This is a genomic window from Hymenobacter glacialis (assembly GCF_001816165.1).
In the GTDB taxonomy this organism is placed as follows: Bacteria; Bacteroidota; Bacteroidia; order Cytophagales; family Hymenobacteraceae; genus Hymenobacter; species Hymenobacter glacialis.
The window spans coordinates 1-12,518 of the sequence record NZ_MDZC01000086.1 but is presented as its reverse complement, the minus strand read 5'-3'; the positions used below and the strand labels follow the sequence as shown (position 1 = coordinate 12,518).

The 12,518-nt window shown below is 58.1% G+C and carries 12 protein-coding genes; 10 read left to right on the top strand and 2 right to left on the bottom strand.

What is annotated here, in order from left to right:
* Positions 1-261 precede the first annotated feature (261 nt).
* From BEN48_RS13575 to lysS, 5 genes are all read left to right on the top strand, one after another.
* Positions 262-630: a hypothetical protein gene (locus tag BEN48_RS13575; protein ID WP_070735467.1), complete on the top strand. Its 369-nt coding sequence runs from the start codon at positions 262-264 to the stop codon at positions 628-630.
* A 157-nt stretch (positions 631-787) separates the two neighbouring features.
* Positions 788-1,645, top strand: a complete 858-nt coding sequence (locus BEN48_RS20115) for a hypothetical protein (RefSeq protein WP_317043712.1) — start codon at positions 788-790, stop codon at positions 1,643-1,645.
* Positions 1,646-1,881: 236 nt separating this feature from the next.
* The gene (locus tag BEN48_RS13565; protein WP_070735466.1) at positions 1,882-4,050 is read left to right on the top strand and encodes a carboxy terminal-processing peptidase; all 2,169 of its coding nucleotides are present in this window, start codon (positions 1,882-1,884) and stop codon (positions 4,048-4,050) included.
* Positions 4,051-4,319: 269 nt separating this feature from the next.
* Complete coding sequence (locus BEN48_RS13560) at positions 4,320-5,408, top strand: hypothetical protein (protein ID WP_193408680.1); 1,089 nt, start codon at positions 4,320-4,322, stop codon at positions 5,406-5,408.
* A gap of 201 nt (positions 5,409-5,609) precedes the next feature.
* Complete coding sequence (gene lysS / locus BEN48_RS13555) at positions 5,610-7,166, top strand: lysine--tRNA ligase (RefSeq protein ID WP_070735465.1); 1,557 nt, start codon at positions 5,610-5,612, stop codon at positions 7,164-7,166.
* Positions 7,167-7,772: 606 nt separating this feature from the next.
* Here lysS and BEN48_RS13550 read toward each other — a convergent pair.
* Both BEN48_RS13550 and BEN48_RS20110 read right to left on the bottom strand, forming a co-directional pair.
* A complete protein-coding gene (locus BEN48_RS13550) occupies positions 7,773-8,129 on the bottom strand; it encodes a YtxH domain-containing protein (RefSeq protein WP_070735464.1) in 357 nt (118 codons plus the stop codon).
* Between the two features lie 171 nt (positions 8,130-8,300).
* Entirely contained in the window at positions 8,301-8,738 is a 438-nt protein-coding gene (locus BEN48_RS20110) for a CsbD family protein (protein ID WP_083321063.1), read from the bottom strand.
* 244 nt (positions 8,739-8,982) lie between these two features.
* Between BEN48_RS20110 and BEN48_RS13540 the strand changes: the two genes are divergently transcribed.
* From BEN48_RS13540 to BEN48_RS13520, 5 genes are all read left to right on the top strand, one after another.
* Positions 8,983-9,231: a Kazal-type serine protease inhibitor domain-containing protein gene (locus BEN48_RS13540; protein WP_083321064.1), complete on the top strand. Its 249-nt coding sequence runs from the start codon at positions 8,983-8,985 to the stop codon at positions 9,229-9,231.
* 11 nt (positions 9,232-9,242) lie between these two features.
* On the top strand, positions 9,243-10,181 hold the full coding sequence (locus tag BEN48_RS13535) for a GNAT family N-acetyltransferase (RefSeq protein ID WP_070735463.1): 939 nt from the start codon (positions 9,243-9,245) through the stop codon (positions 10,179-10,181).
* Between the two features lie 212 nt (positions 10,182-10,393).
* Positions 10,394-10,765 carry a cupin domain-containing protein gene (locus tag BEN48_RS13530; protein WP_070735462.1) on the top strand — a complete coding sequence of 124 codons (372 nt, stop codon included), beginning with the start codon at positions 10,394-10,396 and terminating at the stop codon, positions 10,763-10,765.
* A gap of 49 nt (positions 10,766-10,814) precedes the next feature.
* Entirely contained in the window at positions 10,815-11,672 is an 858-nt protein-coding gene (locus BEN48_RS13525; RefSeq protein ID WP_070735461.1) for a dienelactone hydrolase family protein, read from the top strand.
* A gap of 111 nt (positions 11,673-11,783) precedes the next feature.
* Positions 11,784-12,038, top strand: a complete 255-nt coding sequence (locus tag BEN48_RS13520) for a hypothetical protein (RefSeq protein WP_070735460.1) — start codon at positions 11,784-11,786, stop codon at positions 12,036-12,038.
* Positions 12,039-12,518: the final 480 nt, after the last annotated feature.

Genomic DNA, 12,518 nt, shown 5'->3' with positions numbered 1-12,518 from the left:
ATGAGAATACGGCCATCGCCGGCCAGAGCAGCCGCGAATTCCTGCTGATTCAAAAAGAAATTCGCCGCCGGCAGGGCCGTTGGGCCTTTTTATTTTGGCCTCAAACACCACTGTTGGGATTTTAGGAACGATTCTGGCAGTGAAAAAACCCTTAGGGCCTGAAATAGTGGCTTCGGGTATGCGCCGGCAGTAGGTGCTTCCCGTTTAATTTCACTAATTTTCAGCCCCCCAGATAGATTTTTGTTCACTTAATATTCTACAATGATTGCTCGCGTCCGCAAATATTTGATTCGCTACTCTCGGCAACAAACCGGTACTGTGAGCTACCTGACGCTGGTGCAGGAGGCTGAATTGGGGCTGAATTTGGAGATTTCGCACGAAAAGTCGCGCCTCAACGATATGCTGGCCGAAATTTCCGTGGCCGAGCACGAAGCCGGCCGGCCGCCGCTGAGCTGCCTCGTGAAAGTACCGGGCTCTAAAGGCCAGGGTGACAACTTCTACAAGCTCTGCGAAAAAATGGGTATGGGCGAATGGCGCAGCCTCAAACAGGACCCGGACTTTCTGAAGAACCTCATTCAGGAGTGCCGCGATTTCTGGCGCGACGAACCGTCGTTCCAGAAATTTGCCTAAAGGAGGCGAATAAGAACTCCGTGCCTTGTGATTGGAAGGGCAGCATTGGAGAAAGACAGAAAGTAAGCGGGATGTAACCTCAGTTGCTAGTGGCCCGTTAAATACAGCAACCAGCCGGAAGGTTGGCTAACTTTTCCACATCTTTCTCCCTTCCACCATGAATACTAACGATCCAAACAACCCACAGAACACTGGTACCGGCGCAGGCTCTAACTATGGCACCCGCTCTACGGGTACCGGCATGGGCAACAGCACCGGCTCGAGCAACGAAGGCACCAGCTACAACGCAGGTACCGGCTCTACCAGTGGCACGGGTGTTACCAATAGCTCGGGTGCTTCGCTGGGCAACGCCGCCGATGGCGATGACTTCAGCGCAACCGCTAAGGGTGCAGCTATGGCTGGCACCGCTGGTGCCGTAGTAGGCCGCGCCGTAGACGGCGTGCAGAACACCGCCGACCACGCAGCGCACGCCGTATCCGGCCAGCCCTACGACTCGAGCCGTGGCGCCAATATGAGCGGCATGTTCCGCGACCGCAGCAGCGCAGAGAAGGCCTATCAGTCGCTCTCGTCGCGTGGCTACGGTAAAGACGACGTGAACCTGCTCATGTCGGACGAGACCCGCAAGACGCACTTTGGTGACAACACTCCTGATTCCGACCTGGGCGATAAGGCCATGGAAGGTGCTGGCGTAGGCTCGGCCATTGGCGGCACCGCTGGTGCTATCATTGGCGCTATTGCAGCCATTGGTACGTCGGTAGCTCTGCCTGGCTTGGGCCTCATCATTGCCGGTCCGTTGGCCGCTGCATTGGCTGGTGCCGGTGCCGGTGGCCTCACGGGTGGCCTGGTAGGCGCCTTGGTGGGCTCGGGTATTCCCGAGGAGCACGCTGCTGAATACGAAACCGGTATTAAGAACGGTGGCATCGTGATGGGCGTGAAACCCCGCAACGATGAAGATGCCAAGTACTTCGAAGAAGAGTTCCGCCGCCACAACGGCGACAAGATTTACAAGTACTAAGCTGGTTTTTGGCTTAGGCCGCTAGCTCCCCAAAAAAGCCTTTCCCGAATGGGAAAGGCTTTTTTTGTTGCAACTTATGGCGGGACCAATTAGTCTGTATAGTAGGTGTGGCGGTGATATCAATTGCCGGGCACTTATTTCACCCACCGGGGCGTTTTCACCGTAGGTTACCGAGTGCTGCCTAGCTTGCGGCGCACCGTATATTTGATTTTCATCCCAAGTTTTATTTTCTGCTAATGTCTTTTCCCCGCTTGAAAGTCGGCCTTTATGCCTTTTTGGTAGCAGCCGTGTTTGTTCTGGCCTCCTACCGACTGTTTCGCCGGGCCGACTCGACCGTGCCGAGCAAAGACCAGGTGCTGAACGGCCTCATGCTGCAGGTGCTCAGCTCGCAGCACTACCAGCCCGAGAAAATTGATGACGCCTTTTCGAAGCGGGTTTTTGACCTGTATTTGAAAAACCTGGACTACCGCAAGCAGTTCCTGCTGGCGTCCGACGTGGAGGAGCTGCGCCGCTACCAAACCCAGATTGACGACCAGCTGAAGCGGGGCTCGCGCGAATTTCTTGACCTGAGCACCAAGCTCCTGGCCCAGCGCACCAAGGAAATGGACGGTCTCTATCACGAGATTTTGGCCAAGCCGTTTGACTTCACGACCAGCGAAACGTTTGAGACTGATTTTGAGAAAGCGGCCTTCCCGGCCGATAAGGCGGCCCAGAAGGAGATGTGGCGCAAGCTGCTGAAGTACGAAACCCTCAGCCGGGTATCGGAGATGGTGGAGGCGCAGGAGAAGGCCAAAGAGGCCAAACCCACCGCCGCTACGGCCGCACCCAGCGCCGCCAATGCCGAAGCGCCCACCGCCGCCGAGCCCGTGCGTACCCTGCCCCAAATGGAGGCCGAAGCCCGCAAGCGCGTTCTGAAATACTATGACAACCAGTTTGCGGACTTCAACGAGACCGATGCCGACGACCGGCTGTCGGCCTATGCGATGGCCATTGCCAATACGTACGACCCGCACACGGAATATTTCCCACCCAAAGCCAAGGAAGATTTTGACTACGAAATGACCGGCCGCTTTGAGGGAATTGGCGCCACGCTACGGGAGAAAGAAGGCCTGATTTACGTGGATGAAATCATGCCCGGCTCGGCCTCAGCCCGCCAGGGCGACCTGAAGAAGGGCGATGCCCTGCTACGGGTAGCGCAGGGCGCGGCCGAGCCCGTGAGCATTGAAGGCTGGCGCACGGCCAAGGCAGTAACACTTATCCGGGGCAAAAAAGGCTCGGAAGTACGCCTGACTGTGAAAAAACCCGATGGCAGCACCAAGGTGATTCCCATTATCCGCGACGTGGTGGAGGTGAGTGAGAAGTATGCGCAGTCGTCGGTTATTAATGACAACGGCCAGAAAATCGGCTACTTGCGCCTGCCCGGCTTCTACGCCGACTTCAGCGACAACGGCGGCCGCAGCTCGTCGGACGACGTGAAAAAGGAGATTGCCAAGCTGAACGCCGAGGGCGTGAAAGGCATGATTCTGGACCTGCGCTTCAATGGCGGCGGCTCGCTTGGCGATGCTGTGTCCATGGCCGGCCTGTTTATGGAAAGTGGCCCCATGGTGCAGGTGCGCGACAGCCGCGGCCGCACGCAGGTGCTCACCGACAACGACCCCCGCGTGCAGTACAGCGGCCCGCTGGTGGTGCTGGTGAACAAATACAGCGCTTCGGCGTCGGAGATTTTGGCTGCTGCCGTGCAGGACTACAAGCGAGGCGTGGTGCTGGGCTCTACCAGCACCTACGGCAAGGGCACGGTGCAGCGCATTTTCGATTTGGACGAGGCCCTGCCCGCCGAGCTGAACAGCGTAAAGCCCATCGGCTCGCTGAAACTCACCACCCAGAAATTTTACCGTGTGAATGGCGGCTCCACGCAGTTTAAGGGCGTGGTGTCAGACATCGTGGTGCCGGACCTGTACTCCTACCTCGACCAGGGCGAAAAGGAGATGGACTATCCGCTGAAGTGGGACGAGATTCAGCCCGCGCGTTACCGCCCCTGGAATTCCCCTCCTCCTCTGGAGAAGCTGCGCACCAATAGCAAGGCTCGCATTGCCAGCAACCCCAGTTTTAAGGTGATGGACGAAATGGTGAAGAGCATGCGCAAACGCAAGGACGAAACCGTGGTGTCGCTTAAGCTGAGCGCCTACCGCGCCGAGCAGCAGCAAGCCAAGGCCATTTCAGACCGCTACGAGGCTGCCCAGAAAACGGCTACCGGCCTTGATTTTGCCCTGCTCCCCGTAGACCTGCGCGCCCTGGGCGGCGACACGATAAAGATTAACCGGGCCTCTCGTGTGAACAAGAGCCTGAAGAAGGACATCACCATTGGCGAAGCCGTGGCCGTAATTCAGGATGAGTTGAAGCAATAGCTAGGTGCCGCGAGAAAGGGCCTTTTAAGCCTGTTAGCGCCTGCCGACTACCGTTTGTCAAAAGCCCCTGCTCCTGTGGAGTGGGGGTTTTTTTGGCACTTTTTTCGCATGTCAACCTAGTTAGCAAACGGCTTTTGTTAACCAGCCAAAATAAATATTGCAATTAACATCATAACCAACTGATTGTCAATTACAATATCATTAGTATAAATTGACAATAAATTTAGCAAACAGGCAACTAATTCACCTCCAAAAGCTGTTTAACTAGCATGACGACTACAGCCGAAACCCGCATCATCCCGCTCATTCCGCCGGTGGAAGCCACCGGGGACGACCAGCAGCAAAAACTAGCTGACGAAACTTGGCGCAAATCCATTCCGGCGCAGGTTTTCCTCAACTATTTCTTTGCCATCAACTACCATATTCAGGAAAACGACGACGCGCTCGGCGGTTTGCAGAACCTACCGTTTTTCCGCAGCCACAGCGCGGAGCTGAACGATGCCGACGTGGCGGCGCTCACCAAGCTGCTGCACACCAGCTGGAGCACAGAGTACGCGCTGCGCGCCACTGCCGAGCTGGGCGACGACAACTTCCTGCGCAATGCCCTGCACTGGACGTTCCCGCAGGCTTTCCACGCTATTCATTCGGGCCTGCAGGCGTTCCTGTACACCACGGGCGTGCGTAGCAACAACAACCAGCTCATTCGCCGTGAGGTGGGGCGGCTGGTGGTGAAGAATGCCTACCCGCGCCCGGTGTCGTTCTACGCGGCCGGCGCCTACGGTGACTTCAGCATTCATCGCCTGCCGCTGGCGGGCTACAAGGCCGGGCTGCACATTGCCAGCAAGGAGATAGACGCCCAGGCCCAGGTGGGCCAGTTCCTGCGCACCACGCGCAAAATGAAGGCGCAGTGGACCCGCGCGCAGGTGCAAGCCAACCCCAACACGGCCATTCGCAGCCAGAAGACCGGCCGCCCGCTGGACAAATGGACGGCCAGCCACTGGCAGCAGATTACTTGGCGCCTGGGCTACACCACCATCTTCGACCTGCTGGGCCGCCTGCGCATTTCACAGACCAGCCGCGAGATTGAGCGCTACGTGGAGGCCGACATCGACTTCCGCCTGTTTCACACCTCGCTGCTCAACATCGTGAGCTACCTCAATGGGGTGCACGAGACCTATGTGGCCAAGGCCCTGGGCCTGGAGCGCTACCGCCAGCTGGTGGCCGAGCTGCCCGCGCACCTGCAGGCCGGCTTTGTGGAAGACCGCCTGCGTACCCGCGTGGAGCCGGTGCTGGCCCCCACGCCTCCGAGCGCCCCAGCCATTGCCACCGAGGCCCCACAGTACCGCATGGCCGCCTAGACCACGGATTAACGCGGATTTTAGCGGATTTCACGGATTTTGTGAACGCCGCCTTTCACCAGAAACGCCGCTCTTATTTAGAGCGGCGTTTTTCGTTGGTTACTTTTGCTGATTCATTAGTTTAACTCACTTCGCTTTGCGGCCCTAGGGGGAAAGCACCGTCTACAAAATCCGCGAAATCCGAAAAAATCCGAAAAATCCGTGGTCCATTTAAGCGAACAGGAGATACTCCGCCGCAACAAGCTCGAAGAACTGGAAAAGCTGGGCATTGAAGCCTATCCGTCGGAACTGTACGACGTGACGTTCTACGCCAAGGAGATTCACGACAATTACCACGTTGAGCTCAATAATTTTCAGGAGGTGTGCCTGGCCGGCCGACTGATGTCGTCGCGGGTTATGGGAAAGGCCTCGTTTGCCGAGCTGATGGACACCTCGGGCCGCATTCAACTCTATGTGAACCGCGACGAAATCTGCCCCGGCGAAGACAAGACGCTGTACAACGTGGTGTTTAAGAAGCTGCTCGACCTGGGCGACTTCATTGGCGTGAAAGGCCGCGTGTTCAAGACGCAGGTGGGCGAAACGTCCATTCACGTGACGGAGCTGAAGCTGCTGGCCAAGGCCCTGCGCCCGCTGCCGGTGGTGAAAACCCAGAAAGACGAGACCACCGGTGAAGTGGTGACCTACGACGCTTTTACCGACCCCGAGCAGCGCTACCGCCAGCGCTACGTGGACCTGGTGGTGAACCCCAGCGTGCGCGACACCTTCATCAAGCGCACCCAGCTGGTGCAGTCGATGCGAAATTTCCTCAACGACAAGGGTTATCTGGAGGTGGAAACGCCTATTCTGCAGCCGCTGTACGGCGGCGCGGCGGCCCGCCCCTTCACCACCCACCACAACACGCTGGACATGACGCTGTACCTGCGCATTGCCAACGAGCTGTACCTGAAACGCCTCATTGTGGGCGGCTTCGACGGCGTGTACGAGTTCAGCAAGGACTTCCGCAACGAGGGCATGTCGCGGTTCCACAACCCTGAATTCACCCAGATGGAGCTCTATGTGGCCTACAAGGACTACGCCTGGATGATGGACCTGGTGGAGGAAATGGTGGAGCGCGTGGCTCAGACCCTGCACGGCCAAACCGAGGTGCAGGTGGGCGACAACCTCATCAACTTCCAGCGGCCGTGGCAGCGCTACACCATGTTTGAGGCCATTGAAAAGTACACGGGCAAGGCCATTGGCGAGATGGACGAGGCGCAGCTGCGCGAAACCGCCCACGAACTGCACGTGCACTTGGACCCGAGCATGGGCAAGGCCAAAATCATCGACGAAATATTTGGGGAGCACGTGGAGCCCAAGCTCATTCAGCCCACATTTATCACCGACTATCCGGTGGAGATGTCGCCGCTGGCCAAGAAGCACCGCGACCGTCCCGGCATGGTGGAGCGGTTCGAGGCCATTTGCAATGGCAAAGAAATCTGCAACGCTTTCTCGGAGCTCAACGACCCCATCGACCAGCGCAAGCGGTTTGAGGACCAGCTGGAGCTGGGCAAGCGCGGTGACACCGAAGCCATGGTGCTCGACGAAGACTTCCTGCGCGCCCTGGAGTACGGCATGCCACCAACGGCCGGCCTGGGCATCGGCATCGACCGCCTGAGCATGATTATGACCAACTCCCACTCCATTCAGGACGTACTGTTTTTCCCGCAGATGAAGCCGGAAAACGTGCAGAAGGAGAAGCAGGATAAAGAGGGAAAGTAGGTCTCTTGCATTGCTAAGAAAAACGTCATGTCGAGCGCAGCCGAGACATCTCGCGTGTAGTAGTAATTCTTCATTTCACGAATTGATTACTGCCTTTGGCGAGATGTCTCGGCTGCGCTCGACATGACATTTTCAAGTAGCGTAACGGCCTTAAAATCGAAAAGCCCCACACGAAATGTCGTGCGGGGCTTTTCTTTTTATAATCGTCTTACCCTTCAAACCGTTGTTTTTACAAGAAGCTTGCGATGGACACGTCTGATTTTACTATTGAGTTGTTTAACCAATTTCAATAGAAGCTCCTACGGTCGGCAATTTTACTCGTAACACGTTTCGGCCTTCTTTCAAGGCGATTATACATGGTTTTACGTAGCAGCGGCTCAGTGGGTTGCGAAAAAGTGAAAAGTTTTTTTGCAGCACCTGCTTCACGAGCTTCAACTCCTTCCTGAAACATAACCGGAATTCATTTAGCACGGTCATGCTGAGCGCAGCCGAAGCATCTTTACCGCTATACTAGAACTGATTAGTATAGCGATAGAGATGCTTCGGCTGCGCTCAGCATGACTGTTTTTTGTTGCAAGCCCGGTTCGACGAAATCAATCAACTCCCTTACTGAGGGCCGCGGTGGCGGACATCATCACCGAAGCCGTCGTAATCCGGGTTGTCGCTGTTGTGCGTGTGGGCGGTAGACACGGTGCTGCCCAGTCCTGCGAGCAGGCGGTCGGCGGCGGCTTTATTTTCGTTCGCGGCAGCATCGGGGCTGGCATCGCCGGCGGGGCTGCCCTGGGCTTTGGCCAATGTGTCTTTGAGCAGCTTGCTGAGGTCGCCGCCCCATTTGGAGGCCGAGCGGCGCAGGCCGGACCGGGTTTCGTCGCCGGTTTCGGGGGCCAGCAGTAGGCCGGCTACAATGCCCGCGGTGGCGCCGGCCAGCAGCGAGAGAATGACTTTGCCTTTATCGTCTTTCATGAAAATAGAGAAATGTTGTTGTTTGCGGATGATAAGTAGCTAACGGAAAACTCCGCCAGTTGTTAGTACCGCCCCCAAAAAGCTACCGCCCCGGAACGGAACAGGCTGGAGACGCACGAAAAAGCCCCACACCTTGCGGTGTGGGGCTCAACTGTAAGGGCTTGCGCCGACTTACAAATCGTTCAGCATTTTCGTGATTTCGGCTTTGCCTTTGCCCAGTTTCTCCTGGAGGCGGCCCACGAGCTGGTCGCCCTGGCCTTCGGTGTAGGTCAGGTCATCGTCGGTGAGCTGGCCGTACTGCTCTTTGAGCTTGCCTTTGGCATCGTCCCAGTTGCCTTTCATCTTGAGGCTGCTGCCGGGCAGGGTCACGCCGAGGTCTTCGAGTTTGCCGGCGTATTCTTTGAATTTAGCTTCGAGGTCGGAACCGAGCTTGTTGGCTTGCTCGCCCAGCTGGCCGCTGTATTTGGAGGCTACGCCTTTCCAGTTTTCGCGGGTGGCAGTGCCTTTGTCAGGGGCCAGGAGCATACCGGCGATGATGCCAGCGCCGGCACCGGCGAGGGCGGCTAACAAAATTTTACCGGCGTTGTTGTCTTCTTCTTGGTACGACATGGTGATTGGGTAATGAAAGGTGAATGAGGGGTAAGAGATGTTCTAAAGGAAGCACAGCATCAAATTATGCGTGACTTTGCACGAATTTGAAGGCGTGTGTCTGGCCAACTATACGGAGACCGCCGCCAGGGGTTGAGCTAACCCGTAAATTTCCAGGCGCGGCCCAGCATAAGGCATTTACTGTGTTTTGCTTGCGCCCGCGTTCCAATTGGGCTCCGTAGCTTCGCCCCTGCCCATGCTGCTTATGAAAACACCCCACCTCCTTTTTGCCGTGCTCCTGCTGGGTGCTGCATGCCAGCCCCAGTCCCCCCGCGCCACGGCTGCCGCCGATTGCATCGACCCCAGCAAAGTGAAGCCGGACGGCATTTGCACCATGCAGTACGACCCCGTGTGCGGCTGCGATGGCAAGACCTACGCCAACGCCTGCGTGGCCGGCAACGCGGGCGTGCGCACCTTCACCAAGGGCCCCTGCGCGGAGGCTCCCGCCAAATAAGGCCCGCGCCCATGCCCGCCAAAGCCCACTACCGCGACTTTTGCCGCACCGCGCCCGATGTGCCCGTGTTTGCCCAGGCGTGGTACCTGGACGCCTGCGCCACCGGCGGCGACTGGGACGTGGTACTGGTGTGGCAGCAAGACCGGGTGGTGGCCGCGCTGCCCTACTTCTACAAGCGCAAGGGCCCGTTTCGGTACGTGACTATGCCGCCGTTTGTGAAAATGCTGGGCCCCTACCTGCTGCCCGAATTCCGGGGGGTGCTGAAGCAGGAGCACGCGCTACTGGAGGAGCTGATTAAGCAACTGTCCCCGTTTGCGGCGTTCAAGCAGAATTTCTACCCCACGGCCACCAACTGGCTGCCTTTCTACTGGCGCAAGTACCAGCAGACTACCTACTACACCTACCGCCTGCACGGCCTGCACCACCTGGCCCAGGTAGAGGCCGGGCTGAATCGCAACATCCGGCGCAACATTCAAAAAGCGCAGCAGCTAGTGCGCGTGGTGCACGACCTGTCCCCGGAGCAGTTCTACCAGCTCAACAAGATGAGCTTCGACCGCCAGGGCCTGCCCATGCCCTACTCGTGGGCGCAGTTTGCCCGGCACGACGCGGCCCTGGCTGCCCACGGCGCCCGCCAGCTGTTCTTCGCCGTGGACGCGCAGGACCGCATCCACTCGGCCGCGTACCTCATCTGGGACCAGCAGGCCGCCTACTACCACCTCTCGGGCGACGACCCGGCCCTGCGCGAGAGCGGGGCCGGCATCCTGCTCATCTGGGAGGCCATTCGCTACGCCAGCGAGGTGCTGGGGCTGCCGTGTTTCGACTTTGAAGGCAGCATGCTGCCCGCCGTGGAGCGCATTCGGGTGCAGTTTGGGGCGGTGCAGACGCCGTATTTCTTTGTCTGGAAATACAATTCGCGCGCTTTTGAGTTGTTGGAAAAGTTGAAGCCGTGAGAACGACAACTCCCCTCCTTTTTTAAGGAGGGGATGCTGGCGCGAAGCGCCAGCTGGGGTGGTAAAGTCGTTGAACGATGGCCGAACGATTCCCTTAAGAGTCGTTCGGGTGTCGTTCAACGAGTGCAACCACCCCCGTTCGAGCCGTTGGCTCGAACATCCCCTCCTTAAAAAAGGAGGGGAGTTTTTTCTTTGCCACTAAATTTTTAATCATGTCTGACAAACGCTACGTTCTCAACCCCTCCCCTTTCATCGTGCCCACTACCGACGGCAAGCTCATTGAAGAGCACGTGGGCGGGGCCAGCACCGGCACCTCGGCGTATAGCCTGGCCCACATGGTGGCGCCGCCGCACTGGAGCGAACCGCACCAGACGCCCGCCTTCGACGAGTTTACCATTGTGGTGCGCGGCCGCAAGCGGTTTGAGATTGACGGGGACGTGGTGGAGCTGCAGGCCGGGCAGGCGCTGCTGATAAAGGGCGGGGCGCGGGTACGCTACTCCAATCCGTTTGATGCCGAGTGCGAGTACTGGTCGATTTGCGTGCCCGCGTTCAGCCCGGACACCGTGCACCGCGAAGCCGAATAAACGTGGTCACAGTGTTTGTATTCACCGCCTAATCAGTACATTTAGCCCCATGGACCAACGCATCATCAACCTCTTCGACGAATACACCCACGCCCCGCTCACCCGCAAGGAGTTTCTGGACCGGCTGGGCAAGCTGGCTGGCGGCACGGCCCTGGCCATTGCGGCCCTGGCAGTGCTGGAACCGGGCTATTCGCAGGCCGCCACCATCACACCCGAAGCCGATGACCTGGTGGCCGAAGAAGTGAATTGGATTGGCGATGGCGCGGCCATGCGCGGCTACCTGGTGCGTCCCAAGGGCCGCAAGAAGCGCGGCGCTGTGGTGGTTATTCACGAAAACCGCGGCCTCACGCCCCACATCAAGGACGTGACGCGGCGCGTGGCCCAGGCCGGGTATCTGGCCCTGGGCGTGGATGCGCTGTCGCCCTTCGGCGGCACACCCGCCGACGAGGACAAGGGCCGCGAGCTGATTGGCCAGCTCGACAAGGCCAAAAACCTGAACAACTACCTCAAAGCACTGGAGTACCTGCGCTCCCGGCCCGACTGCAACGGCCGCACCGGCGCCGTGGGCTTCTGCTGGGGCGGGGCCATGGCCAACCAGCTAGGCGTGCACGACCCCAAGCTGGACGCCGCCGTGGCCTATTACGGCTCGCAGCCCAAAGCCGAAGACGTGCCCAACATCAAAGCGGCCATGATGATGCACTACGGCGGCCTCGACGAGCGGGTGAACGCCGGCATCCCAGCCTACGAAGCCGCCCTGAAAGCAGCTGGCACCAAGTACGAGTTGTACGTGTACGAGGGCGCCAATCACGCCTTCAACAACGACACATCGCCGGCCCGCTACAACGCGGAGGTAGCCAAAGTAGCCTGGGACCGCACGCTGCGCCTTTTTAAGGAAAAACTGGGGTAGCCGGGCAACGAAGCGGCGCGGGGTGGCATCTTTGCGGTACCCACCCCCTATATGTCAAGTAAGAAACTACCCGTTTTACTTGCTGCGTTGTTGCTCAAAGTCACAAGTAGCTTGGCCCAGAGCGCCCCGAAGCCGGCTATTCCGTCCCGCTCCGACCCTGGCTACCAGGAGGTAAGTGTGCCCGTGCCCCGGGCGGTGACTCTGGTTACGGACGTGGCCAGAGTGCTGTTCTCCCGCGACGACAGTCAGGACAAGGTGCAAACACTGATAGACAAGCGGCGGGCCCGCTCCGAAAAAGGCGACCAAAGCCTGACCGTCACCATTCCCCGGAACGTTTTCACACGCACGTTGGGGCTGGTTGATTGAATGGCTCCGTCGGCAGCGCAGCCACCAACGGGCAAGATGTTGTATTTCGAATGCTGTTCAAGCATTCGTTAGTATGAATGCTATGTACTTAACATGACATTTGTTATAAGCGCCTTCCTAGAATCGTGGTGGTTTTGGCCTCCCAGCGCGAGTTCCGTCCGGCGTAGTAATTTGGCGGGGAATCAGGCTCCATTTTAGGCGTTTACGAAACTCATCCCTTCGGGCTATTTCGTAAACTTTGAATCGTAGACGGGTTTCGTAAACTCACCCTGCGCCACAGTGGCCAGTTGGCCACTAGCTATAGTCTGATTTCTACCGTTCACCGAAAGGAGGGTTCAATTAATTTCTCTGGGCGTCGCCTTGACAATATCCCTTTATCGCGTTCTATGTACTTAACTGCAAGTTATTTATTCAATGATAGGGGCCGTTCGTGAAGTCGAAAGAGGCGGAAGATTACTTGGTATGTGCACCCACCGAGCC

What these genes read in the sequence shown, in the direction of transcription:
- BEN48_RS13575 (WP_070735467.1), top strand. Translation starts at nt 262, where the DNA reads ATGATTGCTCGCGTCCGCAAATATTTGATTCGCTACTCTCGGCAACAA.
- BEN48_RS20115 (WP_317043712.1), top strand. Translation starts at nt 788, where the DNA reads ATGAATACTAACGATCCAAACAACCCACAGAACACTGGTACCGGCGCA.
- BEN48_RS13565 (WP_070735466.1), top strand. Translation starts at nt 1,882, where the DNA reads ATGTCTTTTCCCCGCTTGAAAGTCGGCCTTTATGCCTTTTTGGTAGCA.
- BEN48_RS13560 (WP_193408680.1), top strand. Translation starts at nt 4,320, where the DNA reads ATGACGACTACAGCCGAAACCCGCATCATCCCGCTCATTCCGCCGGTG.
- BEN48_RS13550 (WP_070735464.1), bottom strand. Translation starts at nt 8,129, where the DNA reads ATGAAAGACGATAAAGGCAAAGTCATTCTCTCGCTGCTGGCCGGCGCC.
- BEN48_RS20110 (WP_083321063.1), bottom strand. Translation starts at nt 8,738, where the DNA reads ATGTCGTACCAAGAAGAAGACAACAACGCCGGTAAAATTTTGTTAGCC.
- BEN48_RS13540 (WP_083321064.1), top strand. Translation starts at nt 8,983, where the DNA reads ATGAAAACACCCCACCTCCTTTTTGCCGTGCTCCTGCTGGGTGCTGCA.
- BEN48_RS13535 (WP_070735463.1), top strand. Translation starts at nt 9,243, where the DNA reads ATGCCCGCCAAAGCCCACTACCGCGACTTTTGCCGCACCGCGCCCGAT.
- BEN48_RS13530 (WP_070735462.1), top strand. Translation starts at nt 10,394, where the DNA reads ATGTCTGACAAACGCTACGTTCTCAACCCCTCCCCTTTCATCGTGCCC.
- BEN48_RS13525 (WP_070735461.1), top strand. Translation starts at nt 10,815, where the DNA reads ATGGACCAACGCATCATCAACCTCTTCGACGAATACACCCACGCCCCG.